This window comes from Shimia sp. MIT910701 (genome assembly GCF_047126315.1).
Taxonomy (GTDB): Bacteria; Pseudomonadota; Alphaproteobacteria; order Rhodobacterales; family Rhodobacteraceae; genus Shimia.
The window spans coordinates 3,288,669-3,314,110 of record NZ_CP138953.1; the positions used below are offsets into that span (position 1 = coordinate 3,288,669).

28 protein-coding genes are annotated in these 25,442 nt (G+C 58.1%); 17 read left to right on the top strand and 11 right to left on the bottom strand.

The features are described from left to right. Positions 1-50 precede the first annotated feature (50 nt). The 4 genes from SIB38_RS15970 to lpdA all read left to right on the top strand — a co-directional run bounded on the left by SIB38_RS15970 (position 51) and on the right by lpdA (position 7,282). Complete coding sequence (locus SIB38_RS15970) at positions 51-1,403, top strand: uracil-xanthine permease family protein (protein WP_294114380.1); 1,353 nt, start codon at positions 51-53, stop codon at positions 1,401-1,403. 199 nt (positions 1,404-1,602) lie between these two features. Beyond that, positions 1,603-4,257, top strand: coding sequence for a pyruvate dehydrogenase (acetyl-transferring), homodimeric type (gene aceE / locus SIB38_RS15975; RefSeq protein ID WP_412550599.1), 2,655 nt, complete (start codon positions 1,603-1,605; stop codon positions 4,255-4,257). A gap of 23 nt (positions 4,258-4,280) precedes the next feature. Further along, complete coding sequence (gene aceF / locus SIB38_RS15980) at positions 4,281-5,540, top strand: dihydrolipoyllysine-residue acetyltransferase (protein WP_294114377.1); 1,260 nt, start codon at positions 4,281-4,283, stop codon at positions 5,538-5,540. 11 nt (positions 5,541-5,551) lie between these two features. Continuing rightward, entirely contained in the window at positions 5,552-7,282 is a 1,731-nt protein-coding gene (lpdA, locus tag SIB38_RS15985; protein ID WP_294114375.1) for a dihydrolipoyl dehydrogenase, read from the top strand. Positions 7,283-7,479: 197 nt separating this feature from the next. Here lpdA and SIB38_RS15990 read toward each other — a convergent pair whose 3' ends face one another. From SIB38_RS15990 to SIB38_RS16005, 4 genes are all read right to left on the bottom strand, one after another. Beyond that, positions 7,480-9,258: an SLC13 family permease gene (locus SIB38_RS15990; RefSeq protein ID WP_294114373.1), complete on the bottom strand. Its 1,779-nt coding sequence runs from the start codon at positions 9,256-9,258 to the stop codon at positions 7,480-7,482. Positions 9,259-9,319: 61 nt separating this feature from the next. Then, the gene (locus SIB38_RS15995; RefSeq protein WP_294114372.1) at positions 9,320-10,207 is read right to left on the bottom strand and encodes a DMT family transporter; all 888 of its coding nucleotides are present in this window, start codon (positions 10,205-10,207) and stop codon (positions 9,320-9,322) included. A gap of 1 nt (position 10,208) precedes the next feature. Beyond that, positions 10,209-11,027: a YmdB family metallophosphoesterase gene (locus SIB38_RS16000; protein ID WP_294114371.1), complete on the bottom strand. Its 819-nt coding sequence runs from the start codon at positions 11,025-11,027 to the stop codon at positions 10,209-10,211. Positions 11,028-11,105: 78 nt separating this feature from the next. Then, on the bottom strand, positions 11,106-12,296 hold the full coding sequence (locus tag SIB38_RS16005; RefSeq protein WP_412550600.1) for a hypothetical protein: 1,191 nt from the start codon (positions 12,294-12,296) through the stop codon (positions 11,106-11,108). Between the two features lie 201 nt (positions 12,297-12,497). On the opposite strand from SIB38_RS16005, the gene SIB38_RS16010 reads away from it, so the two are divergent. Further along, positions 12,498-12,755 (top strand): DUF333 domain-containing protein, encoded by a 258-nt coding sequence (locus SIB38_RS16010; protein WP_294114369.1) that lies wholly within the window; start codon positions 12,498-12,500, stop codon positions 12,753-12,755. Between the two features lie 3 nt (positions 12,756-12,758). On the opposite strand, the gene SIB38_RS16015 is transcribed toward SIB38_RS16010, so the two are convergent. Both SIB38_RS16015 and mgtE read right to left on the bottom strand, forming a co-directional pair. Beyond that, positions 12,759-13,316, bottom strand: coding sequence for a 5-formyltetrahydrofolate cyclo-ligase (locus SIB38_RS16015; protein ID WP_294114368.1), 558 nt, complete (start codon positions 13,314-13,316; stop codon positions 12,759-12,761). Between the two features lie 13 nt (positions 13,317-13,329). Further along, positions 13,330-14,718: a magnesium transporter gene (gene mgtE / locus SIB38_RS16020; RefSeq protein WP_294114365.1), complete on the bottom strand. Its 1,389-nt coding sequence runs from the start codon at positions 14,716-14,718 to the stop codon at positions 13,330-13,332. Between the two features lie 143 nt (positions 14,719-14,861). Here mgtE and guaD point away from each other — a divergent pair, with 143 nt between their 5' ends. Beyond that, positions 14,862-16,148, top strand: coding sequence for a guanine deaminase (gene guaD, locus SIB38_RS16025; protein WP_412550601.1), 1,287 nt, complete (start codon positions 14,862-14,864; stop codon positions 16,146-16,148). On the opposite strand, the gene SIB38_RS16030 is transcribed toward guaD, so the two are convergent. Both SIB38_RS16030 and SIB38_RS16035 read right to left on the bottom strand, forming a co-directional pair. Beyond that, positions 16,145-16,528 carry a nuclear transport factor 2 family protein gene (locus tag SIB38_RS16030; protein ID WP_294114362.1) on the bottom strand — a complete coding sequence of 128 codons (384 nt, stop codon included), beginning with the start codon at positions 16,526-16,528 and terminating at the stop codon, positions 16,145-16,147. The two genes, guaD and SIB38_RS16030, sit on opposite strands and share 4 nt — an antisense overlap. Positions 16,529-16,551: 23 nt before the next feature. After that, positions 16,552-16,791, bottom strand: a complete 240-nt coding sequence (locus SIB38_RS16035; RefSeq protein ID WP_294114360.1) for an Lrp/AsnC ligand binding domain-containing protein — start codon at positions 16,789-16,791, stop codon at positions 16,552-16,554. Positions 16,792-16,922: 131 nt separating this feature from the next. Between SIB38_RS16035 and hisB the strand changes: the two genes are divergently transcribed. From hisB to SIB38_RS16050, 3 genes are all read left to right on the top strand, one after another. After that, on the top strand, positions 16,923-17,510 hold the full coding sequence (gene hisB / locus SIB38_RS16040) for an imidazoleglycerol-phosphate dehydratase HisB (protein WP_294114358.1): 588 nt from the start codon (positions 16,923-16,925) through the stop codon (positions 17,508-17,510). Positions 17,511-17,628: 118 nt separating this feature from the next. Then, positions 17,629-18,147 (top strand): DUF1963 domain-containing protein, encoded by a 519-nt coding sequence (locus SIB38_RS16045; RefSeq protein WP_412550602.1) that lies wholly within the window; start codon positions 17,629-17,631, stop codon positions 18,145-18,147. Between the two features lie 24 nt (positions 18,148-18,171). Beyond that, entirely contained in the window at positions 18,172-18,468 is a 297-nt protein-coding gene (locus tag SIB38_RS16050; protein WP_412550603.1) for a hypothetical protein, read from the top strand. 42 nt (positions 18,469-18,510) lie between these two features. Here SIB38_RS16050 and SIB38_RS16055 read toward each other — a convergent pair whose 3' ends face one another. After that, complete coding sequence (locus tag SIB38_RS16055) at positions 18,511-19,149, bottom strand: DUF2306 domain-containing protein (RefSeq protein WP_294114354.1); 639 nt, start codon at positions 19,147-19,149, stop codon at positions 18,511-18,513. A gap of 97 nt (positions 19,150-19,246) precedes the next feature. On the opposite strand from SIB38_RS16055, the gene SIB38_RS16060 reads away from it, so the two are divergent. Together SIB38_RS16060 and hisH are read left to right on the top strand one after the other, a co-directional pair. Further along, positions 19,247-19,852 carry a TetR/AcrR family transcriptional regulator gene (locus tag SIB38_RS16060; RefSeq protein WP_294114353.1) on the top strand — a complete coding sequence of 202 codons (606 nt, stop codon included), beginning with the start codon at positions 19,247-19,249 and terminating at the stop codon, positions 19,850-19,852. Positions 19,853-19,934: 82 nt separating this feature from the next. Further along, positions 19,935-20,573 carry an imidazole glycerol phosphate synthase subunit HisH gene (gene hisH / locus SIB38_RS16065; protein ID WP_294114352.1) on the top strand — a complete coding sequence of 213 codons (639 nt, stop codon included), beginning with the start codon at positions 19,935-19,937 and terminating at the stop codon, positions 20,571-20,573. 82 nt (positions 20,574-20,655) lie between these two features. On the opposite strand, the gene SIB38_RS16070 is transcribed toward hisH, so the two are convergent. After that, positions 20,656-21,381 carry an AraC family transcriptional regulator gene (locus SIB38_RS16070; RefSeq protein ID WP_294114350.1) on the bottom strand — a complete coding sequence of 242 codons (726 nt, stop codon included), beginning with the start codon at positions 21,379-21,381 and terminating at the stop codon, positions 20,656-20,658. 93 nt (positions 21,382-21,474) lie between these two features. Between SIB38_RS16070 and SIB38_RS16075 the strand changes: the two genes are divergently transcribed. Then, positions 21,475-22,011 carry a peroxiredoxin-like family protein gene (locus SIB38_RS16075; protein WP_294114347.1) on the top strand — a complete coding sequence of 179 codons (537 nt, stop codon included), beginning with the start codon at positions 21,475-21,477 and terminating at the stop codon, positions 22,009-22,011. Between the two features lie 66 nt (positions 22,012-22,077). Here SIB38_RS16075 and SIB38_RS16080 read toward each other — a convergent pair whose 3' ends face one another. Further along, positions 22,078-22,470, bottom strand: a complete 393-nt coding sequence (locus SIB38_RS16080; protein ID WP_294114345.1) for a DUF2147 domain-containing protein — start codon at positions 22,468-22,470, stop codon at positions 22,078-22,080. Between the two features lie 171 nt (positions 22,471-22,641). Here SIB38_RS16080 and hisA point away from each other — a divergent pair, with 171 nt between their 5' ends. The 5 genes from hisA to SIB38_RS16105 all read left to right on the top strand — a co-directional run bounded on the left by hisA (position 22,642) and on the right by SIB38_RS16105 (position 25,405). Further along, on the top strand, positions 22,642-23,364 hold the full coding sequence (gene hisA / locus SIB38_RS16085) for a 1-(5-phosphoribosyl)-5-[(5-phosphoribosylamino)methylideneamino]imidazole-4-carboxamide isomerase (protein WP_294114343.1): 723 nt from the start codon (positions 22,642-22,644) through the stop codon (positions 23,362-23,364). Further along, positions 23,361-23,672 (top strand): hypothetical protein, encoded by a 312-nt coding sequence (locus SIB38_RS16090; protein WP_294114342.1) that lies wholly within the window; start codon positions 23,361-23,363, stop codon positions 23,670-23,672. Before hisA ends, SIB38_RS16090 begins: the two co-directional genes overlap by 4 nt. A 69-nt stretch (positions 23,673-23,741) precedes the next feature. Next, complete coding sequence (locus SIB38_RS16095; protein WP_294114339.1) at positions 23,742-24,209, top strand: DUF2867 domain-containing protein; 468 nt, start codon at positions 23,742-23,744, stop codon at positions 24,207-24,209. 84 nt (positions 24,210-24,293) lie between these two features. Then, entirely contained in the window at positions 24,294-25,091 is a 798-nt protein-coding gene (gene hisF, locus SIB38_RS16100) for an imidazole glycerol phosphate synthase subunit HisF (RefSeq protein ID WP_294114336.1), read from the top strand. Then, positions 25,088-25,405 (top strand): phosphoribosyl-ATP diphosphatase, encoded by a 318-nt coding sequence (locus SIB38_RS16105; RefSeq protein ID WP_294114333.1) that lies wholly within the window; start codon positions 25,088-25,090, stop codon positions 25,403-25,405. The genes hisF and SIB38_RS16105 overlap by 4 nt, the downstream gene beginning before the upstream one ends. The last annotated feature ends 37 nt before the right edge of the window (positions 25,406-25,442 follow it).

The window sequence follows — 25,442 nt, forward strand, 5'->3', positions numbered from 1 at the left end:
GCTGCTCGCCAAATGAAGCGGCAGGGCTTTACGACCGACAGGAGAAGGACATGGCTGACACTATGACAGCTCAGGAAACACAAGGGACCGGACAATACTCCGACCCAAACGTCACGCCCCCATTGGGGCAGGCAATCCCACTGGGATTCCAACACGTTCTGGCAATGTTTGCCTCAAACGTAACCCCATCCATCATTGTGGCTGGCGCGGCCGGCCTCGCTTTTGGCGGTGCTGAACAGGTCTATCTGATCCAGATGGCCATGCTATTTGCCGGCATCGCAACATTGTTCCAAACCGTAGGGATCGGCCCCGTTGGCGCGCGCCTGCCAATCATGCAGGGCACCAGCTTTGCCTTTGTTGGCGTGCTGGCTGGCGTTGCGGCCACCCAAGGTCTCAGCGTCGCTCTGACCGCCTGTATCATTGGCGGCGTCATCCACTTTGCGCTTGGCTCTGTGATTGGCAAGTTGCGCTGGCTGTTCCCACCGCTGGTCACCGGTCTGGTGATCCTGGCAATTGGTCTCTATCTCATTCCGGTTGCGATCAAATACGCCGCAGGTGGCGCCGCACAATTCCAGATGGAAGCGGAAAGCTTCGGCTCCTTGAAGCACTGGACCGTGGCCTTGACCGTGGTGGTTGTGGCTCTGGTACTGAAGTTCTTCACCAAAGGAACTCTGTCCAGTGCGGCCATTTTGGTGGGCCTGATCGTGGGGTACGCGATGGCATTCCTCGTAGGCATAATTACCATCGAGGGGTTCCAAAGCACTATTTCTAAAGCCTCTTGGGTGACCGGCATCAAACCTCTGCCTTATGGCTTTGAATTCAGCCTCGGCGCAGTGATTGCCGTGACCTTGGTCTCCATCGTGTCTGCAATTGAAACCGTGGGCGACGCCTCCGCCACCGCCAAAGCCGGTGCTGGCCGCGATGCGACCGACGCAGAGATCCAGGGCGCAACCTATGCTGACGGTCTGGGCACAGCCATCGCAGGCGTCTTTGGCGGCCTGCCCAACACGTCGTTTTCGCAGAACGTGGGCATTGTCGGCATGACTGGCGTGATGAGCCGTCACGTGGTGACCATCGGTGGCATCATCCTGATCCTCTGCGGCCTGATGCCTAAGGTCGGCGCCGTGATCGCCTCCATGCCTCTACCCGTGCTGGGCGGCGGTGTGATTGTGATGTTTGGCATGGTGGCTTCCGCCGGCCTGAACGTGCTGTCCGAAGTGGAACTGAACCGCCGCAACATGGTGATCATCGCTGTGTCGCTCGCTGTTGGTCTGGGTCTGAACCTTGTCCCAACTGCCGTGCAATATCTGCCGGGTGTTGTGAAAACACTGATGACCTCGGCTGTGGCACCAACCGCGCTCTGCGCGATTGTGCTGAACTTGGTACTTCCTCACGAAGACTGACAAACTCTTTAATTCTAGTGACTTACAGGGACCTTCGGGTCCCTGTTTTTTTGTCTGCAAACTGCGTTACACTCCCCCAATATCCTTTTGACCGAGCCTTGCGCCACACGCATGGGACCCATGCACTTGGCGCACTAGCTCAATTGTTTAATATTAAACTATAAGGATCGAAACGCGGATTTCAGTGGAGGAGCGCCGCATGGCGAATGAATTTCCAGACATCGACCCGGTAGAATCCCAAGAATGGCAGGACGCCATTGAGGATGTCATCGCGCGGGATGGACCAGACAGAGCGCATTACCTGCTCGACAAAGCGGTGCAGCAAGCCCGCGCCGCCGGAGCCACCCTGCCCTTCTCGGCAACAACGCCGTATCAGAACACCATCCCAACCGACGATCAGGAAGAGTTTCCTGGCGATCTGGACATGGAATGGCGCATCCGCACCATCAACCGCTGGAACGCCATGGCGACTGTGGTACGCCGCAACAAAGTGAGCAGCGAATACGGCGGCCACATCGCCTCCTTCGCCTCCTCTGCGGTGATGTATGATATAGGGTTGAACCACTTCTGGCGCAGCAAATCTGCGATCCACGGTGGTGATCTGGTGTTCTTCCAGGGCCACGTGATCCCTGGTATTTACGCGCGCTCCTTCATGGAGGGTCGTCTGACCGAAGAGCAGCTGGAAAACTTCCGCTCTGAAGTGGACGGTGGCGGTCTTTCCTCTTACCCACACCCGTGGCTGATGCCGGACTACTGGCAGTTCCCAACCGTCTCCATGGGCCTTGGCCCGCTTATGGCAATCTACCAAGCGCGGTTCATGAAATATATGCACAACCGCGGCCTGATCGACATGGCCGACCGCAAGGTCTGGTGCTTCCTTGGCGATGGCGAGATGGACGAACCGGAAAGCCGCGGCGCCATTGACCTCGCTGCACGCGAAGGCCTCGACAACCTGATCTTTGTGGTGAACTGCAACCTGCAGCGTCTTGATGGCCCAGTGCGCGGCAACCATAAGATCGTGCAAGAGCTCGAAGGTGACTTCCGCGGCGCCGGCTGGAATGTGATCAAGCTGCTGTGGGGCAAAGGCTGGGACGAACTGTTGGAGAAAGACACCTCCGGCAAGCTGCGTCAGTTGATGGACGAAACCGTTGATGGCGACTATCAGACCTTCAAATCCAAAGACGGCGCCTACATTCGCCAGCACTTCTTTGGCAAATACCCAGAGACCGCCGAGCTGGTGAAAGACTGGACCGACGAGCAAATCTGGTCCCTGCGTCGTGGTGGTCACGATCCTCAAAAAGTCTACACAGCCTTCAAACGTGCCAGCGACACCAAAGGTCAACCGACCTGTCTGTTGGTGAAGACCGTCAAAGGTCACGGCATGGGCACCGCTGGCGAAGGCCAGAACACCACCCACCAGCAAAAGAAAATGAACGAGGATCAGCTGCGCGCCTTCCGCGACCGCTTTGAAATCCCGGTCAGCGACGAAGATGTGGGTGACGCGCCGTTTGTAAAACTCAACAACGCGCAGAAAGCTTATCTGGCGGACCGCCGCAAAGCGCTTGGCGGTGAGTTCCCCAAACGTGAGAGCCAATCGCCCAAGTTGGAAATCCCCACGCTGGACAAATTTGCGGCGCAGCTCAAAGGCACAGGGGATCGCGAGATTTCCACCACCATGGCCTTTGTGCGTATTCTGACAACCCTTCTGCGGGACAAGCAGATTGGCCAGAACATCGTGCCGATTGTGCCGGACGAAAGCCGCACCTTTGGTATGGAAGGCCTGTTCCGCTCGGTGGGCATCTACAACCCGGAAGGGCAGAAATACACGCCGCAAGACGCCGATCAGATGATGTACTACAAGGAATCGACCAACGGTCAGGTTCTTCAGGAAGGCATCAACGAAGCTGGCGCTATGGCGGATTGGATTGCGGCGGCCACCGCCTATTCCAACCACGGCGTGCCGATGATCCCGTTCTTCATCTACTACTCCATGTTTGGCTTCCAGCGCATTGGCGATCTGGCCTGGGCCGCAGGCGACAGCCGCGCGCGTGGCTTCATGCTGGGCGGCACCGCGGGCCGGACCACGCTGAATGGCGAGGGTTTGCAACACGAAGACGGCCACAGCCACATCCTTGCTGGCACCATTCCGAACTGCATTTCCTATGACCCAACCTTCCAACACGAGGTGGCGGTGATTGTGCAGCACGGCATGAAACGGATGTATGAAGACCAGGAAGATGTGTTCTTCTACCTCACACTGATGAACGAAAACTATGCCCATCCGGATATGCCGATGGGTGTGGAAGACGAGATCATCAAAGGTCTCTACCGTTTCAAAGAGGTAAAGAAACCGTCCAAGAAGCACGTGACGCTAATGGGCTCCGGCACCATTCTGGTGCAGGCCATGAAGGCGGCTGAGATGCTGGGGGCGGACTTCGGTGTAACGAGCGAAATCTGGTCGGCCACCAGCTTCAACGAGTTGGCGCGGGATTGTCAGGATGTGGCCCGCCACAATCGCCTGAACCCGCTGGCGGAACCAAAAGTGTCCTTTGTGGCGCAACAGCTTGCGAAAGCCAAAGGGCCAGTGATTGCGGCCACCGACTACATGAAGAACTTCGCGGAGCAGATCCGGACCTGCGTGCCGGGCAGCTACACCGTGCTGGGCACAGACGGCTTTGGCCGTTCCGACAGCCGCGTGAACCTGCGCCGCTTCTTCGAAGTCGATGCTAACCACATCGCAGCTGCAGCCATGGTGGACCTCTACAAAGAGGGCGCTGTGACCAAGAAAGACCTTGAGGCCGCACTGGCCAAATACGACATCGACGGCACCAAGCCGAACCCGCGCCTGGTGTGATCGGGAAGAGAGGAGAATTAGCAATGGCAATTGAAGTCAAAGTTCCCGACATCGGCGATTTCACTGATGTTCCAGTGGTTTCCGTCCTGGTCAGCGCCGGTGACGTGGTCGCAGCCGAAGACCCGCTGATCGAAGTTGAAAGCGACAAGGCCACTATGGAAGTGCCGTCCCCTGCGGCTGGCAAAGTGGTTGAGATCAAAGTGTCCGAAGGCGACGCCGTATCCGAAGGGTCGCTGATCCTGATGCTGGAAGCAGAAGGCACCGCAGCAGCGGAAGCCCCGGCCCCGAAAGCGGAAGCCGCTGCGACGGCAGCCGCAGAACCAACTCCTGCAGCAGCCCCCGCTCCGGCGGCGGTCACCGATGCCGGGTTTGGCAAGACCCACGCCTCCCCATCTGTGCGTGCCTTTGCACGGCAGTTGGACGTGGATTTGGCCAAAGTAAACGGGTCCGGCCGCAAAGGCCGTATCCTGCGTGAAGATGTAACTGCCTTCCTGAAAAGTTCCACGGCAGCGGCGCCTGCCGCCAGTGGTCCGGCACAGGGCGGCATGGGCATTCCGCCGATCCCAGCTGTCGACTTTTCCAAGTTTGGTCCGGTCGAAGATGTCGAGATGCCGCGCATCAAGAAACTGTCTGGTCCGGCATTGCACCGCAGCTGGCTCAACATTCCGCACGTCACCCATAACGACGAAGCGGACATCACCGACCTGGACAAGTACCGCAAGGAAATGGACACGATGGCCAAGGAAGACGGCTATCGCGTGACCTTGCTGTCCTTTGTGATCAAAGCATCTGTGTCGGCTCTGAAACAGCATTGGGAAGTGAACTCGTCGATCCATCCGGATGGCGATAAGCTGATCAAGAAAGACTACTACAACATCGGCTTTGCGGCAGATACGCCAAACGGCTTGGTTGTGCCTGTGATCAAAGACGCTGACCGCAAAGGCATTGTCGAAATCTCCAAAGATCTCATGGAGTTGTCCGGCAAAGCCCGCGCAGGTGAGTTGAAGAGCGGCGACATGCAGGGCGCGACCTTCACCATTTCCAGCCTCGGCGGCATCGGTGGCACATCTTTCACCCCAATCGTGAACGCACCGGAAGTGGCCATCCTTGGCCTGACCCGCTCCAAAATGGCACCGGTCTGGAACGGCGAAGAGTTTGTACCGCGCCTGATGCAGCCACTGTCGCTCAGCTACGACCACCGCGCCATCGACGGGGCATTGGCCGCACGGTTCACCGTGACGCTGAAAACCCTGCTTGGCGACATGCGCAAGTTGATGTGGTAAGGAGAGCAAAGATGGACGTCAAAGTACCTGATATTGGGGACTTTTCCGAAGTTCCTGTGGTCTCCGTTCTGGTTTCTGTCGGTGACACTGTTGCCGCTGAAGACCCGCTGATCGAGATCGAGAGCGACAAAGCCACCATGGAAGTGCCTTCTCCTGCCGCTGGCGTGGTGAAGGACATCAAAGTGGCCGAAGGCGACAATGTCTCCGAAGGCAGCGTGATCCTTGTGCTGGAAGCAGAGGGCGCTGCAGAAGCACCCAAAGCGGCCGCGCCAGAAGCACCTGCAGCGCCACAGGCTGTGGCCGCGACTGGCACAGCATCCGGCGCAGGTGATGTGCATGCCGAAGTGGTGGTTTTGGGTTCCGGTCCAGGTGGCTACACAGCGGCGTTCCGCGCCGCGGACCTTGGCAAAAAGGTTGTGCTGATCGAGAAAGACAGCTCGCTTGGCGGGGTTTGTTTGAACGTGGGCTGTATCCCGTCCAAGGCGCTGTTGCACTCTGCCAAGGTGATCACTGAAGCTGAGGAAATGGCAGAGCATGGCATCAGCTTTTCCAAGCCCGAGGTTGACCTCGACAAGCTGCGCAGTTGGAAAGAAAGTGTTGTAAATCAACTGACTGGTGGCCTTGGTGGTTTGGCGAAAGCCCGTAAGGTTCAGGTTGTGAACGGCTATGGCACTTTCACTGGGCCCAACATGATTGAGGTCGACAACAACGGCGAAAAGTCCACCGTCAGCTTTGACCAATGTGTCATTGCAGCCGGTTCTGAGCCGGTCACACTGCCCTTCATCCCACATGATGATCCACGTGTGATCGACAGCACCGGCGCGCTGGAGCTGGAAGATGTGCCTGAGCGCCTGCTAGTGCTGGGTGGCGGCATCATCGGCCTGGAAATGGCAACTGTATACGATGCGTTGGGCTCAAAAGTGACTATCGTTGAGTTCATGGATCAGATTATTCCGGGGGCGGACAAAGACGTTGTTAAACCGCTGCACAAGCGGATCGAAGGACGCTATGAGGCCATCCTAACCAAAACCAAAGTCACGGCGGTTAAAGCAACGGACGCTGGTCTTGAGGTCACCATGGAAGGCCCCAAGGGCGAAGTGGTTGATACGTTTGACAAAGTGCTTGTTGCGGTGGGGCGTCGCCCGAATGGGGCGAAGGTCAACGCGGCGGCGGCTGGTGTGGCTGTGGATGAGCGTGGGTTCATCGGCGTCGACAGTCAGCAACGCACTGGTGTGCCTCATATTTTTGCCATTGGTGACGTGGTTGGCCAGCCTATGCTGGCGCACAAGGCTGTGCACGAGGGCAAGGTTGCGGCAGAGGTGGCTGCGGGCCACAAACGCCACTTTGATGCGCGGGTGATACCATCGGTGGCTTACACCGATCCTGAGGTTGCTTGGGTGGGTGTCACAGAGACACAGGCGAAGGCCGAAGGCATGAAGGTTGGCAAGGGAGTGTTCCCTTGGGCGGCGTCCGGTCGCTCGCTGTCTCTGGGCCGTTCTGAAGGGCTTACCAAGTTGATTTTCGACGAAGAATCCGAGCGCGTGATTGGCGCGGGGATCGTTGGACCCAACGCTGGTGACCTGATTGCAGAAGTGGCTCTGGCCATTGAAATGGGCGCGGATGCGGTTGATCTGGGCCATACCATTCACCCGCACCCCACTCTGTCCGAGACGGTCAACTTTGCCGCAGAAATGTTTGAAGGCACGATCACCGACTTGATGCCACCGCGCAAAAAGAAGTGATCTACACCGGATCAAAATTCGACGCGTCGCAGACCTCTGCGGCGCGTTTTTTGTTGGGCTGTTAACCGGCCTAAATGGCCTCAAAATCACGTCGGTATATTGTCGGTATCACGACTGTTTCGCGGAGGTGCGTTTTTCCGCCACCGCAAAACGCGCAACGGTAAACGCACCGCGCGTTGCCCCTTGATACAACAGCGTTAAAGCGGCCAGAAAAACGGGATCAGCGCGGAGGCCAAAATGCCAATCGACAGGTTCAGCGGAATGCCGACACGCATGAAGTCGGTGAACTTGTAGCCACCCGGTCCAAAGACCAGCATGTTGGTCTGATAGCCGATCGGCGTCGCGAAGCTAGCCGAAGCGGCAATCATGACAGCGACCACCAAGGGACGCGGGTCCACACCAATGGCCTGCGCCAGTCCCACCGCGATAGGCGTCACCACCACGGCCACAGCATTGTTGGACACAAGCTCCGTCAGCACCGAGGTCAGCAGGTAGATGGCCCAGATTAGCAGGAAGGGTGGCAGGCCCTGCAAAGCTGGTGCGAGATTGTTCACGATCAGCGACACGGCACCGGAGTGTGAAAGAGCTGCCCCGATGGCCAGCATGGAGAAGATCAGCGACAACAGACGGCCATCGACGAAGGAAAACGCCTCTTCCGCATCAATGCAGCGCGTCAATAGCACCACCGCCACGGCAAGAATGGCGAGGTAAAGAATTGGCGCGACCCCAAGCCCCGCCAAGATCACGATGCCCACCATGGCCCCTAAGGCAATGGGCGCATGCCCGCGACGATACTCGCGCTCTGACGGCTGAGACACATCAACCATATCCATGTCGGTGGCGAGACGTTGGATGTCCTCAGGCGCCCCTTCAAGCAGCAGCGTGTCGCCGACACGCACTACCAGCTGATCCAGCTGTTGGCCGATGTTCTGGTTCCGACGGTGCACCGCCAGTGGATAGACGCCGTAGCGGCGGCGCAGGCGCAGCGCGCCGAGCCGGCGACCAACCATCTTGCAACCCGGTGTGATCAGCGCTTCCACTGTGGTGGTTTCGACCGCACCCACCTGATCAAGTCGTTTCAGGGATTTATTACGCTGCAGGCTGAGCAGCTCTGTCATCTTGGTACGCAAAACCACACGGTCACCGACCTGAAGCGTGACCGCGCCGAGGTTGCGGCGCAGCGAGGTGTCCCCGCGGATCACGTCGATTAGACGCACGCCATCGCGTTTGAACAATTGCACGCCGGAGACTTCCCGGCCTATCAGGTTGCTTTCCGGCGGGATCACCGCTTCTGTGAAGAATTTCATCTGGCTGCGGTTGGACAGAAGGTCCGCCATGCTGGCGCGTTCCGGTAAAAGGCGTCGTCCCACAAAGTAGAGGTAGGCCATCCCCCAAACCACAATGATCAGACCCAGCGGCGTGACCTCAAAAATACTGAAAGGCTCCAATCCCTGATCACGCGCGACACCGTCCACCAAGAGGTTTGTAGACGTACCGATCAGCGTCAGAGTCCCGCCCATGATCGCGGCATAGCTCAACGGGATCAACAACTTAGAGGCCGACGTTCCCAAAGTACGCGCCAGCTGGGTGAAGACCGGGATCATCACCACCACCACCGGGGTGTTGGACACAAATGCCGAAGCTAGGATCACAAAACACAGGAGCACGGTGATGGCCACTTGTGGGCGTTCTTGCGCCTGCCCGTCTGCCAGTGCCGTAAAGGCCGACAGGGCCCCGGTGCGCACCAGCGCGCCCATGACAATGAACATGGCGGCAATGGTCCATGGCGCCGGATTGGAGAGCACGTCAAGCGCGGCTTGGTACGGCAGGACCCCCAGGAACAGCAGCACGGCAACGCCGCCAATGGCCACCACTTCGGTTGGATAGGCCTCGCGCAGGAAGAGCACAAACATGCCCGCCACGGTCAAAAGCGCAAGCACCGCCTGAGTGGTCTGCGAAAATGCAAAAAGATCCATACCAATTCCGTCTTTACCAGCGGCCAACATTTACCATGAAGACCCTGTCGGGCAAGAGATTTTAGGCGGTTTCAGCTTGGATACGTGGCTGCACCAAGGTCATGCCCACCAGGATCAGCCCCAATGCGGCCCAAACCCAGAGTGAATACTGTTCTTTGAGCAGCAACATGGCCCAGAGAACGCCGCTGCCGGTGACCACGTAGCTGACTTGCGCGGCAAAGCCGGCACCGGCGCGGGACACCAGCCAGACATAGGCGGTGTAGACACAAGCATGGATCACGGACGACAAGACCAACGCGTATTCGGGCGCGTTCCACTCGGTGCGCGGGTCAATGAACTGGCCAGAGACCAAAGCCAGTGGCAGCGCGAGAATGGCCCCGACAACGGAGGCGCCATAGAGCACGTGGCCCGCGCCCAACCCGTGCATGCCCCATTTGGACACCACATTGCCCTCAAAGGCATAACACAGCGGGCCAACCACGGCGATGGGGAGGAAGGCCACCATGGCCGGGTCTGGCAAAGCTTCGGGTTCGGCAAGGATGATCACGCCAATGAGTCCCGCCACCAAGCCGCCAAGGCGGAGCCAATTGAACCGGTCGGTGCCCATCAGCAAAGCAATCGGAAAGGCAAACATCGGCACCAGCGAGATCACAATCGACATCACACCAGAGGGCAGCTCCGCCGCGGCGCGGTAGGAAAAGCTGTTGGGAATGATGGTGCCAAGGCATGCGATCAGCATGAAGAACCAGAGCTTGTTGCGTGGTAGGGCCACGGATTTGCCCGTAACTAATCGCAACACAAACAGGAACGCCGCTCCAATTACGAGTTGCCAGAAAATCAGGCCAAGCGGCTCATAGCCTTCTGAAACGGCGATTTTGGCCAAGGGCTGATTCAGACCCCATCCGGTGCCAATCGCCAGAAGGACAATGATCCAGTAGACCAGTGGCACCTTAGGCTGGCCCGCATTGGCTCAACCGACCGCCCTGGCGCACCATTTCGATGCGTTTGGCAGCGCCAGTGCGGTCGTCAGTCTCGACATAGACCCCGGACAGCGTGGCTTCGCCCAGCGCAGGGGTGAAACGCGATTTTGGCATGCCTGTTACAAAGCGGCGCATGGGCTCTTCTTTCTGCATGCCAATCACCGAGTTGTAATCGCCACACATGCCGGCGTCCGCCTGAAACGCGGTGCCGCCGGGCAGGATTTGGGTGTCTGCTGTCGGGATGTGGGTATGGGTGCCCACCACGAGGCTGACACGGCCATCACAGAAATGGCCCATGCCCATTTTCTCCGAAGTGGCTTCGCAATGCATGTCGACAATCGCCGCCTGCACCAACCCGCCGCGCGGATGCGCGCGCAACACCTGATCTACGGCTGAAAACGGATCGCCATAGGGCTGTTTCATAAACACCTGGCCCAGCGCTTGGGCCACCAGCACTTTGCGTCCGCCTTGGGCGTTGAACACACGGAAGCCTTTGCCCGGCACATCCCCGCGGGCGTAGTTTAACGGGCGAATAATACGCGGTTCGTTCTGGATGAACTGCAGCATGTCTTTTTGGTCAAAGGCATGATCACCTAGCGTGATGCAATCGGCCCCCGCGTCGAGCAGCGCCTTGGCGTGGGCGCCAGACAGCCCCATGCCGTTGGAGGCGTTTTCGCCGTTGATCACGACTAAATCCAGCCGCCAGTCTTCGCGCAGCTTGGGCAGGCGTTCCACCACAGCCGCGCGTCCGGCGCGCCCCATCACATCACCGAGGAAAAGAATCTTCATGGACAATGGGGGTACCGCTGTTCCGGGCGCTTCTCAAGTCACGAAGTGCCGCTGGGCAAAATTCCGTCAGATCACGCATTAAGGACGCGCGCTGGAGGCCACAAAACTGTCCGGAAGCAGGGCTTCGGGAATGTGAATCTGTGTGAGTACAAAATAGAGAACTGCCAGTCCCAAAGCGAAGCGCCCAACTTTGTAAACGCGTGCAGCACCACGGGCGATTTGCGCTTTTGCCCCTATGCTGCGCGCGCCAATGCTGGGTCGGTTGCGTATGTCACGCGGCAGCCTATTGCGTTTGCCAAGCATGGCGGCGCGAAGATTGTTTTCGCTGCTTGTCATGGTTTTGAGTGCCATGGGCTTGGACGCTTCGTCACATCGCCGCTTCAACAGAATATAACCATCCGGCAGTTCGGGAATGTCGCTATTGTGCTGCACTTCATACACAGGTGCGTCCGGCCCATCAGCGCCGAACGTTTCATTATCACCAAGCATGCGCCCCATGCTGCGGCAATAGGAGATGAACGCCAGCATTATTTGGTAGTTTTCCATCCAGTCTTTTGTGTCTGGTGCACACATCACCATTTTGCCAAGCAACGCCTGCGACCCCAATCCACGCAATCCCAGCTGCACATTGCCATCTTCCAGTTGCTGTGCGTCATAAGGATAGGCCCCCACATATAGAAGCAGATTGAACCCACTAGAGGCAAGGCGCTTAAAGGTCGACCCGTCAAAGGCTTGATGAGATTGCCCCCAATGCACCGCGCTCGGCATCATCTGATCAATCAGCGCACAGCCCACAGCCTGCGCTATCAACATACGTTCCTCAAAGGTGTCGCGCTTGGTAACGCCGCCGAGCAGATCATCCATCGCCGTGGCCATTGCATCGTCAAAGCCCGCTGCCGCAAAAGCTTGGGTGAACCCCGGCACACTGCCCGGTCCCACCTCGATCAGCAGGGCGCATTTGTGTTGAAGAAGCGCCTTTGCCACATCCGGGCGCAGATTGGTGATCAATGGATTGCTGAGAATGCTTGCAAACCCATCAAGCGCCATCGGTTTGTCAAAACGCTGAATCGTGACATGCGTATTTTCCGAAGAGACTCCCAACAAATTAGGCGCGCTGAAGCCTTTGAGGTGCTGCCATGTACCGTGAGAGTGCAGTGCCTCTTGCAGTGGCGCCAACAGCCTTTCCAAGTGTTTAAACTGTTTGCCAAAGCTGCGGGCGTTATCAAATACCAGAACCACCTGAACCGGTTGGGACGCTTCTTTAATCATACCAAATACCCTAAAACGTGTTTCATCTGATTTTTTTGCAACCAAATATGGCAACAACAGGAACGAACTGGGCAAAGAGCGAGGCGGGCACACCAATCGGCAAAGAATGACGTATTGGCGGGCATGTTTGGCGGAAGGCTCTTGTTCCGAGTGTATGGCGCGATAGATTGAGGCAAGACCCGACAACACAGGATGTTTTTGATGAAACCAATTTTGACCCTGACCGCGGTGGGCGCGCTGGCAACGCTGGCCGCCTGTGACGACTATTCTTCTCCCAACCAAGCGGCGGATGCGGCCAACCCTGCGGCGACCTTCTGTATCAACCAGGGGCACGGCTATGAGATCCGCAAGGATGCGGAAGGCAACGAATATGGCGTCTGTAAGTTCAAAGGCGGCGGTGAGCAGGATGCCTGGGAGTACTTCCGCATCAATGCGACCGGAGCCAACCCGGACCTCTAAGGTTTAGAACTCGATGATGCGGGTTTCTGTGATCATCATATCGAGAGGCTGATCGGTGTCTTCCAAAGGCAAGTGGTCAGCCTCTTGTGCGTCAAAGGCAAAGCCGATTGCCAAGGTGGCGCGACGAGACCGCAGGCGTTCCAGCGTGCGGTCATAAAACCCCCCGCCATAACCGAGCCGCCCGCCTTTGATGTCAAACGCCACCAGCGGCACAATCACGATCTCCGGGTCAAAGTAGTTGTCCTTGACAGGCACCTGTGCGCCAAAGGGGCCGTCACGCAAAGCGCCGTCCGGTTCCCAGCGGGAAAACTCCAGCGGCATGGCCTCGCCCTGGATCACGGGCACCCCGACGGGGCCGTGCGCGGAAGCTTCGGCCATGGCTGCGAGCGGAGAAATTTCGGTGCGGATGGGCATGTAGCCTGCGAGGGGTACGCCTCGGTAGCCTGCCAGCACTTCGGAGAGATGCGCGGACTGTCCCGGGCCCGCGTTGCCAAAGGCGTCTTTGCGGCGGGCGAAGGCGGCTTTGCGCGCGGCGGCTTTTTGTTCTGTCAGGTCCATCAACAACGTCTCCGCGTTAAAGCAGCACATGGGCCGCAAGCCCAAGAAAGAGGAAGAAGCCCACCACGTCGGTCACGGTAGTGACAAAAGGACCGGAGGCCAAAGCCGGGTCGATGTTCAAGCGCTCCAGCGCCATGGGGATCAGAATACCGCCCAGCGCGGCGGCGATTTGGGTGAGGAACATGGCGACGGCAATCACAAGCGCCAACATCGGCACGCCAAACCAGACACCGGCCACCCCAGCCATGATCAGACCAAAGAGCGCGCCGTTAAGCGCCCCAACAGACACCTCTCGCCGGATCACCCGCCAAGCGTTCTGTGCGGTGAGGTCTTTGGTGGCGAGCGCACGGACCGTCACGGTCATGGTCTGCGTGCCGGCATTGCCCCCCATAGAGGCGACAATCGGCATCAACACCGCCAAAGCGACCATCTGATCCACGGTGTCGGCAAAGAGATTGATCACACCAGAGGCCACGATGGCCGTCAGCAGGTTCACAAACAGCCAAGTGGCGCGGCCTTTGGCGGCATCAAGGATGGTGTCAGACAGGCTGGCCTCATCACTCACCCCCGCCATGCGCAGGATATCTTCCTCGTGCTCCTCATCAAGCACGACCATGGCGTCATCAATGGTGATCACCCCTACCAAGCGCTCATCCTCATCCACCACAGGTGCCGAGATCAGGTGATACTGGTTGAAGGCATAGGCGACGTCTTCCTCGTCCTGCGTCACCGGGATGATCTGGAACACGTCTTCGATCAGGTCTTTGAGCGGCAGATCCCGACGAGAGGACATGAGTTTGCCCAAGGTGACATTACCGATGGGCTTCATACGCGGATCGACAAGGATCACGTGATAGAATTGCTCGGGCAACTCCTCGGCATTGCGCAGGTGGTCAATCGCCTGCCCCACCGTCCAGTGCTCCGGCGCACAGACGGTTTCACGCTGCATCAAACGGCCAGCGGTGTTCTCCGGGTAGCTGAGCGCCTGCTCCACCGCGACACGGTCGGCATCCTCAAGCGTTTCAAGGATGGCTTCCTGCGCCGGTTCATCGAGATCCTCAACAAGATCCACGATGTCATCGCTTTCCAACTCCCGCACGGCCTCGGCCAGAACCTCGGGATTGAGGATGCCCATGACCTCTTCGCGCAGGCCTTCGTCAAGTTCCGACAGAATGTCCCCGTCAAACTCCTCACCATAAAGCTCCACAAGGCGGCGCCGGTCATAGGGGTTGATCTGTTCCAGAAGGTCGGCAATATCCGCAGGGTGCAGTGGCTCTGTCAGTTCGACCAGCGTGGCGCGGTCCTGCGCTTCCAACGCATAGAGCACGCCTGCTACAAGTTTTTTGGACAGGGTGTAGTCTTCCACGTCCAATTCTGGGGCGGTCTGCAACTCTGTGTTGGACATGACGCGCTCCTTTTTTGGCGAAGGACCAGTTTGTGTGGTCTTGGACTTGCTGCGGACCATAGATTAAATCAAAGCTGGGACTCAATGGGACACGACCGGTTGGGGCCGAAAAAAGACCCGCCCTCAAGAGATTGGAGAAAATTATGTGCGCACAGACCCTACTGCTTGGGCAGACGCTGAGCTTTGCCGCCAATCCGTTTGAGGCCGGTGTCGACGCCGCCCGGCATGAGAGCCATGGCGGGGTTGTTGTTGAGGGGGGCCGTATTGTGGCGCTTGGCACAGCAGATGCTATGCGCGAAGCCTACCTCACTGCGGAGGTTTTCGACTATGGCGACAAGCTGATCTCTGCGGGGTTTGTCGATGCTCATGTGCATTACCCGCAAACCGGTATCATTGCGAGTTGGGGCAAGCGGCTGATTGATTGGCTCAACAGTTATACCTTCCCCGAAGAGATGCGCTTTGGCGATCGGGCTTATGCGGATCAAATATCTGCCATGTACCTCGACCTCACTGCCAAACACGGCGTCACCACCATGGCGAGCTACTGCACCATTCATCCGGAATCGGTGGACGCCTTCTTTGAGGCGGCGCAGGCCCGAGGACAGCGGGTGATTGCCGGCAAGACCTGTATGGATCGCAACGCACCTGAGGGGCTGCGCGACACGCCGCAGAGCGCTTATGATGGCAGCAAGGCGCTGATTGATCGCTGGCACGGCCTGGACCGGATCAGCTACGCTATCACACCCCGGTTTTCGCCATCCTCCACACCGGAACAGTTGGAGGCGCTTGGCAGTCTTTGGACAGCGCATCCCGACTGCCTGATGCAGACCCACCTGAGTGAACAGACCGACGAGATTGCCTGGGTCAAAGATCTGTTCCCTGAGGCACGGGACTATCTCGACACCTATGAGAAATTTGGTCTCTTGGGCGAAAAAGGCCTCTACGGTCATGCTATTCACTTGGAAGAGCGTGAAAAGGATCGGCTGCGCGAGGTTGGGGCTGGTTTGATCCACTGCCCGACCTCTAACACCTTCATTGGCTCTGGCCTGTTTGACATGGGGGGTCTAATCGCCGCCGGTCAACGGGTTGGCTTAGCAAGTGATACCGGCGGCGGGTCCAGTTTTTCGATGCTGCGCACCATGGCGAGCGCCTATGAGGTTGGGCAACTGCGCCACAACCCGCTGCACGCGGCAGAGTTGATGTGGCTGGCCACGCAAGGCTCGGCACGGGCGCTGCATATGGAAGACAAGATTGGCAATCTGGCTGTCGGCATGGAGGCCGATCTGGTGGTGTTGGACTTGGCAAGCACGCCGGAGATTGCGCAGCGGTCCGCGCGGGCCAATGATTTGTGGGAAGCGCTCTTCCCCACCATCATGATGGGCGATGACCGCGCCATCGCCGCCACCTGGATCAACGGGAAGCCCGTCTAGAACAACCCGTTCTTATTCGCTGAGGTCGCTGGGATGGTTTGCAACACATCCCAGTGCTCCACAATCTTGCCGTTGTCATCAAAGCGGAAGATGTCGATGCCGGCGTAGTCTTCGTCACCCGGCCATTCCTGATGGCAGTGCAACACCACCATGTTGCCCTCGGCAATGGCGCGTTTGAAGTGCACCTTCTTGCCGGGATACTCTGCGGCCATGCGCTCAAAGTAAGCGATGAAGGCTTCTTTGCCGTCGCCCACGTGCGGGTTGTGCTGGATGTACTCCTCGCCAAGGTAAGCCTCTGCGGCCTCACGTGGCTTGTTCTGATTGAACATCAGATCGTAGAGCGCCATGGCGCTGGCTTTGTTGGTTTCCAAATCGGCCATGGCGGTCTCCTGTATGGCAGGGTCTAGAACGCTTTGAACGTCAATGTCGTCAAGGTGCGTTCGATGTTGGGAATGTCGAGCATATGGTGGTTGATGAACTTGCCCACATCCTCACCTTCGGGGATGTAGAGTTTCATCAGCAGGTCATAGTCGCCGCTGGTGGAGTGCAGTTCGGAGTGGATTTCTTTTAGTGCGATCTCTTCGGCCACGCGGTAGGTTGTGCCGGGTTTGCAGCGGATCTGGATAAAGACGCAGGTGGTCATAAAAGCCCTCATGTCGGTTTGGGTGTAAGCTGGCACAAATGCCACCCTGACCACAATCGCAAACTGCGCCCCCTTGGCCCGCGCGGGAGGGCTGCCTATAAGGTGGCCGACTATCAGCGAAGGATGACCAGATGCGTCAGGCAAGCGTGAGCCGCAGCACCGCGGAAACCAAGATCACCGTAGAGATCAATCTCGACGGGACCGGCACCTATGACAACCAGACTGGTGTGGGCTTCTTTGACCACATGCTGGATCAGCTGTCGCGCCACAGCCTGATTGACATGACCATCCGCGCCGAGGGCGATTACCACATTGACGATCACCACACGGTTGAGGATGTGGGTATCTCGCTGGGTCAGGCGCTGACGCAGGCGTTGGGTGACAAAAAAGGCATTCGCCGCTATGCCACTTGCCACCTGCCGATGGACGATGCGCAGGTGCGAGCGAGCCTTGATCTGTCCGCGCGTCCGTTCCTGATCTGGAATCTGGAGATGCCAACCCAGAAGATTGGGACCTTTGACACCGAGTTGGTGCGGGAGTTCTTCCAGGGTTTTGCGACCCACGGCGGGATCACCCTGCATGTGGATCAGATCCACGGATTTAACAGCCACCACATTGCCGAGGCCACCTTCAAGGCCGTGGCGCGCGCTTTGCGGGAAGCGGTGGAAGTGGACCCGCGCAAGGCAGATGCCATCCCATCGACCAAAGGCGCGCTGTAAGTTAGCTTACAATCGAAGACGTGAGAAAGCCCGCCAAGCGCGGGCTCTTTTTTATGATGGTGCCTTTTCGCAATCCACAATACAAGAAACACGCATAGATTGAATTGAGTGTCGTGTTATGGATGATTTTGAAGCACAGCAGCGGGAATGGCAGCGGATCCCCACACGCGAAGAGATGGAAAACCGCCTCAAAGCGGAAACCTGTCGCGGCGTTCAGTTTTACAAAACGGTGTATGCAGACACACCCGGCGCACCGGGGTGTTGGATTGGCGGCGAGCCAACGCTGCCGCCAGACATTGATTGGCCGACCTATACTGAAGACGACCTCACTGTTCCGATGCATTTTCTTGGGCAGATCAATTTGGCCGAAGTTGCCAAGTTTGATCACCTGCCCGAAATGCCAACAACAGGAACATTGTTTTTCTTCTATGACACGATTTATGCCCCCGCTTCCGGCACGATGGGTCAACAGGGCTCTCAGGTGATTTACGTGCCGGAAGATGTCTCAGTGTACCCGCCAAGACCAACCCCGCGCTTTCCGACAATCGAAACCGAATACGTATCCTATTGGTATCTTGAAACCCCGACGCAGGGCTATGCCAAGTGGAACGTGCAACTGCGCGACTTTGAAGACTAAAACTACGATTTTGACAACGAAATTATGGACCGAGAACTGTCATCGCATCATTGGAACGTGATCACCGCACTTCATAACTGGCAAGAACGTCGTTTTAACCCCGCTGAAAACACGCAAAATCGGGCCAGTTCAGTGACAGTCAACACAATGTTTGGCGGTCGAAATCTAAAAAAATATGCAGACACTACCCGGCTGTTTTCGATCGGTGCCGATCCAGATATCGGCTTTGAACACGCGGGCAAAAACGTGTGTTTTTGGATTAATCCAAAAGATCTGCGCCTGGGGCGGTTCGACGCAAGCTTTGCACATGAGGAAGAGTGACAAGGGTACCCAGCCCCATTGTGTCGCAGACCACCGGTTGCTTCAGGCCGCTTCCCAGCCAGGTTTCATCCCGCGGAATTCCCGTTGGATCAGCCACTCCGCAATGAACATGTTGGGCACCCAGCAGGCCCAGCAGATCAGCGGATAAGCCGTGTCAAACCCCACTGTGAGTTCGCCAATGGGCAGGTAGAACCGCAAGGTGACGGCGGACAGGGTCAGCGCCGCTGAGCGGATCATCCAACGGCGGTGGGCCGGGATGTCACGCTGGATGGCCAGGTAGATCGCCACGGCGGTGGTGCTGAGCCAGACCACTGCGAGGGCCGCGAGACCGGAGGCTGCGACGGGCCCCTCCTCTGTGCGCAAAGCCAGGAAGAAACCCGACAGGCCGGACAGCAGGATCATCAGACCGTAGAGCCGTCCAAGCCAGCGATGCATCATTGGAAGGCGCAAGCGCAGTTTGGTGCTGAACTGCAAGGGCAAGAGCACCAGTGCCACGGGGGCAAGCGCAATGTGACCATACATCAAGATCGGCCGTTCCAGCGCGTGATGCAGCATGATCGGCATCACCACGGCGATGTCTGCAATCAGAAACCGCATGGAGGCCAAGGCAATGGCAATCGACAGGAACCAGATCAGCGGCAGGCTGCGCGGCAACAGTGGGCGCTTGGGGATGGGATACATGGGACACTCCGATCAAATTTGACACCGTAAAGTTAATCTTGACGCTGTAAAAATCAGAACTGCTTGACACTGTCAAGTCACAGGCTAGTTTGGGCCCATGACCACAGCAAAAACCCGCCACCACCACGGAGACCTCAAACGCGCGCTGATCCAGGCGGGCATTGACCTGTTGGAAGAAGGCGGGCTGGAAGCGCTCACGTTGCGCAAATGTGCGGCGCGCGCCGGAGTGTCACATGCAGCGCCAGCGCATCACTTCGCAGGCATGTCAGGCTTGATTTCCGCCATTGCCGAGGAAGGGTTTGACATATTTTCCAAATACATGACGGACGCGATTGAAGCAGGTGAACAGACCGACCGTGAACGTCTGCGCAGCATCTGTCGCGGCTATTTGCAGTTTGGATTGAGCCACAGTGGATTGCTTAAGGTGATGTTTGGCGAACATGGGCTGGGCATCCATGCGCCGCGTAAAGACAACCGCGAAGAGGCTGAGGCCTATCTCATTCTACGCGGTGTCTGTGCGCCATTTGTGCCGGAGGGTGAAGACCCGCATATTGTCGAGGCACAGGTCTGGTCGCTGATTCACGGCTTTACGCTGCTCTACATTGGCGGCGAGTTTGGCTGCACCTCCATGCCGATTGAAGACAGCCCGTTTGAGGCAGTCATGGCGCTGATTGACCGGATTGGCACACAGGCCAAGACCTAAAGCGCCACCCTGCCCCGCAGCCTCTTGACCCGCGCGGCGTTTCGCTTCACTTGGAAGCGACACGTAAAACGGGACCAAGATCATGCTCACAGCGATCATCGATTATGAAAGCGGCAACCTGCACTCTGCCGAAAAAGCCTTTCAACGGATGGCCGCAGAGGTGCATGGCGGCGAGGTTGTTGTGACCTCGGATGCAGATGTGGTGGCCAAGGCGGACCGTTTGGTGCTGCCCGGTGATGGCGCGTTTCCGGCCTGTGCCGCCGAGCTGCGTGGCCACAAAGGTATCTATGACGCGATGGTGGAAGCGGTCGAAGGCAAAGGCCGGCCGTTTCTGGGCATTTGCGTGGGCATGCAACTGATGGCGTCGCGCGGTCATGAATACGAACTAACCAAGGGGCTGGGCTGGATCGAGGGCGACGTTGAGAAGATTGAACCCAGTGATGTCAGCCTAAAAGTGCCGCACATGGGCTGGAACAATCTGGTGATTGACCACCCGCACGCACTGCTTGATGGCATCAACAGCGGCGACCACACCTATTTTGTGCACTCCTATCAGTTCCACGTGACCAAGCCGGAAGAGCGTTTGGCGCATGTGGACTATGGTGGCGACGTGACCGCCATCATCGGGCGTGACACAATGGTGGGCATGCAGTTCCACCCGGAAAAAAGCCAGGACATTGGCCTGCGGATGATTGGCAACTTCCTGACGTGGGCGCCTTAAAAGGCGATGTGAGAGGGGCCGGCCCCTCTTGCGCAAACGCGCAATTCACCCCGGGATATTTCTGGACTGAGAATCTGCCAAGTTAAGCCACGCGTAATGCTGTGGGAGCAGCCCCATAGGCTTTGCGAAAGGCGCGGGTGAAACTTTCCGGGCTATTGTAGGCGTAGCGGCGGGCTACTGCATCTACGCGGTCGCCGCGGGTGATGTCCTGGTGCGCCAAAATAAGCCGCCAGCGGCGCAGGTAGCCCATCGGGGTTTCGCCCACCGTTTGGGCAAAGAGTTCGGCAAAACGCGACAGGGACAGGCCCGCTTCCTGCGCGAGGTCAGCGTTGCTCCAGACCCGGCCCGGAAAATCATGCATGGCGACAATGGCGCGGCTGAGGCGCGGGTCCGCCAGACCAGCCAGCAAGCCGACGTCAGTGGTGCCTTGGGAAATCTGGTCGCGCAGCAAGCGCACCATGAGGGCTTCGCCAAGACGATTGATCACCGATTGCGCGCCGCAGCGGTTGGCGGTGGTTTCCTCCGCCATCAAGCGCACCAGGGCGCGGCTGTCTTCTTCACCGCTGAGGTCATAGCGCACCTCATCCGGCAAGGCGGCCATCAACGGGTTGGTCAACCCCATCCAGTCCACATGCGCGGCAAAGAGCACCTCGCCAGCGCATGACGTCGTACAGGTGCCGCGTGTCAGAAACACCACCCTCGCCGGGGTGCCATCCGCGCCTGCTTTGGCGATCAGATTGGCCTCCGTCAGCGTGGCGGGATGCACGGTGAGGTGAAATTTCTCAACAAGTGTCGTCAGGCGGTCCATGTGGAATTCCGGATTTTATGCACGATCAATCGGATTTATTTGACACAGAAACCTACAATAAGTCCAGCAAGCACAAAACAAGAGGACAACCCTATGCTGATCCCCCGTCAAAAAACCCCCAACCTGAGCCTGCCACTTGTGGGTGGTGGCACCTTTGACCTGACCGCAGAAGGCTCTGAGCGCGGCACCGTTGTGTGTTTCTATCGCGGCCTGCACTGCCCGATCTGCGCCACTTACCTGAAAGAGCTGGAAAAGCTGGTGGAGGCCTTTGCCGAGCGCGGTGTGACTTGCGTGGCCGTGAGCAGCGATGGCGAAGAGCGCGCCAAGGACATGGCCGAGAAAATCGGTGCCACCGGCCTGCGCATTGCCTATGATCTGCCGCTGGATGTGGCGAAGGACTGGGGTCTTTATATCTCCACCTCGCGCGGTAAAACCTCGATTGGCATTGAAGAGCCTGCGCTATTCAGCGAGCCGGGTCTGTTCATGGTGAGCCCGGAGCAGGCGCTATATTATGGCTCGGTGCAGACCATGCCGTTTGTGCGCCCGCATTTCAGCGAGCTTCTGGGGGCGTTGGATTTTGCGATCAAGAACGACTACCCCGCACGCGGCGAATACACCGGCGCGGTGTAACCGACCTCCAAGCAAACAAAAAAGGCGCGGTCCTGCCGCGCCTTTTCTTCTGTCTGACGAGATAGGTTACTTCACGCGGCTCCAACTGCCGCCGCTGCGGCAGATGCCCAACACACAACCGCTGACGGCCAGCGAATTGCCGGAGAGCACCAACTTGCCTTTGTAGGTCTTGTCACGATCCGGCGAGTAGACTTTGCCGCCGCTGTAGTTGCCGCCACCATCGTTGACCATATCCCAGATGATCTTGCGGCCATTGTTGGGCGAGTTCAACTCGCTGCCATCCGGGTTGAAGGATTTGGCCAGCGTGCCGCAAATCTTGCTGCCGCAAGCGGCGACTGAGATCAGGCCGTAGTTGCCGTTGTCATCCGGAATGGTTTTCCAGGTGCCATAAATGGGGTCTGCGAAGGCCGCTGTGGCCCCAACAAGCGTCATGGCTGCAGCCATTAGCGTTTTTTTCATCATTTTCCTCCCGTGTATTTGCCCGAAACTCTGCGGCAAGGCTATGAGTCGCATCAACCCTGACTTTGGGTCAGGTGGTGATGTCTCGCCGCGTTGCAATTTTGACGGCACCATGCAAAACCAATCTTAACAGCCGGTTTCGGCGCGACATGATAAGAAGGCCCCTGCCCCATGATCCTTTATCCCGCAATTGACCTCAAAGATGGCAATGCCGTGCGTCTGCTGCATGGCGACATGGACAAGGAAACCGTATTCAACGAGAACCCGGCAGCGCAGGCGCTGGAATTTGTCGAAGCGGGTTGTGAGTGGCTGCATCTGGTGGACCTGAACGGCGCCTTTGCTGGCATTCCGATCAACGCCACACCGGTGGAAGAGATCCTCAAGCAGACCAACGTGCCTGCACAGCTGGGTGGCGGCATTCGCGACATGGCCACCATTGAGCGCTGGATTGGCAAAGGCCTGTCCCGCGTGATCCTTGGCACCGTGGCAGTAGAAAACCCAGACTTGGTGCGTGAGGCGGCCAAGGAATTCCCAGGCAAAGTCGCCGTGGGCATTGATGCGCGCAACGGCAAAGTGGCGACCAAGGGCTGGGCCGAAGAAACCGATGTAGACGTGATCGATCTGGCGAAATCGTTTGAAGACGATGGTGTGTGTGCGATCATCTACACCGACATCCTGCGCGACGGCGCGATGAAGGGCCCCAACGTCGAGGCCACTGCGGCACTGGCCAAAGCGGTGTCGATCCCGGTGATCGCAAGCGGTGGCGTGAGCTCTGTTGAAGACCTGAAAGCGTTGAAAAATTGCGGCGCAGAGCTGAACGGCGCGATTTCCGGCCGGGCGCTGTATGATGGCGCGATTGATCTGGGTGAAGCGCTCAAAGTTCTGAAAGCGTGAGACTGCGGCGCAAGATTGCCTATGGCGTCTTGACCCTGTTGCTGGCCGCCTGTGTGTGGCCAGCCTATCTGGTGTGGTGGGCCCAAAGCACGGCAGAGGCAAGTGGCTGCAAGTTTGGCATGGCCATGCACACCGATGGCTGCTGGGTGGACGGCGAAAACATCGCCACACAACTGAATGCCGCCTATGCCAATGCCGGTTTTTTGCTGCTGAGCATGCCAGTGGGCTTTGTGATTGTGCTCACGCTTTTGGTGATGATCGGCCAAGACCTGCGGCGCAAAACCACAGGCTCTGAGGAGGAGGCGTGACCTTCTGACGCCTTGGCGTTTCCAGTTGTGGCTCCCAAGTTGAGTGTGCGAACAACTCAGGAGACGCAGATGTCCGTTTCATTCTTTGATGTCACCGCCACCCCGCTTCCGGAAAGCAGCGACCTGCACGCGCGCATAGGTGCAGAGGACTTTCTGGACTGCTATTGCATCGACAGCGATATGCCTCCGCGCCAGGCTGCCGAGATTGTCACCAATTTCCCCGGCTGGGCGCAGATGTTGGCCAACTTGCGGACCATCCTGGTCAAGCCTTTTGGTCTGCGCACCGAAGCCCCTGAAGGAAAAGACTGCGTGGGCATCTTTCCGGTGGAGAGTGAGAGCGACACCGAAGTGATTGCCGGCTTTGATGACAGCCACCTGAACTTCCGCGTGTCGGTTTTGTCTGAAGGCGGCAAGGTGTTTGTCGCCACCTGGGTGCACCGCAACAACCTGTTTGGGCGGATGTATCTGGCGACAATCATGCCATTTCACATTTTGATTGCCCGGGATGCGCTGGTGCGGGTGGCACGGGCAGCCTGACCCCAGCTTGATCGGATTGTCTCAGATTGCACGTTGCGCCCTGTCACGCTAAGGAGAGGCGCAACGCTTTGAGAAAGCTCCGATATGCTGAAGACCCGTATCATTCCCTGTCTGGATGTCGCTGATGGCCGTGTGGTCAAAGGTGTGAATTTTGTTGGCCTGCGTGATGCCGGTGACCCGGTGGAAGCCGCGCGCGCCTATGACGCGGCTGGCGCCGACGAAATCTGTTTTCTGGACATCCATGCGACCCACGACAATCGCGGCGTGATGATTGATATGGTGCAGCGCTGTGCGGAGCAGTGTTTTGTGCCGCTCACCGTGGGCGGCGGTGTGCGCACCGTGGCCGATGTGCGGCGTCTGTTGCTTGCAGGGGCGGACAAGGTGAGCTTCAACTCTGCGGCGGTGGCCAATCCGGATGTGATTGCCGAGGCTTCCGCGCAATTTGGCAGCCAGTGCATTGTCTGTGCAATTGACGCCAAAACCATTGGACATGACGAAAACGGTGAGCCTAACAAATGGGGCATCTTCACCCATGGCGGGCGCAAAGCCGCCTTGGACAAAGACGGCAATCCCATTGATGCGGTGGAATTTGCCAAGCTGGTGGTGGCCAAAGGCGCAGGGGAAATCCTGCTGACCTCAATGGACCGCGACGGCACCAAGGCGGGCTTTAACCTGCCCCTGACCAAAGCGATCAGCGACGCGGTGAACGTGCCGGTGATTGCTTCCGGCGGCGTAGGCAACCTGGATCACCTTGTCGAAGGGGTCACCAAAGGCGGTGCCAGCGCGGTCCTGGCGGCGTCGATCTTCCACTTTGGCGAATTCACCGTGCAGGAAGCCAAGCAATATATGCACGACGCCGGTATTCCGATGAGGCTGACATGAGTGTTCTAAACGATCTGGCCGCAACCATTGCCGAGCGCGCCAAAGCGGACCCAGAAAGCAGCTGGACAGCGAAGCTTCTGGCCAAAGGGCCTGAGAAATGCGCCGAAAAGTTCGGCGAGGAAGCCATTGAAGCGGTGATTGAAGCCGTGAAAGGTGACCAAGAGAAGCTGACCTATGAGGCGGCGGACGTGCTTTATCACCTACTGGTGATGCTGGAAGCGCGGGATGTGGCGCTGGACGATGTGCTGGCGGAGCTGGCACGGCGTCAGGGCATCAGCGGCGTGGCCGAGAAAGCTGCGCGCCCCAAAGGTTAAGCAAACGCTTGGGCATTTGCGCGGTCACGATTATAGT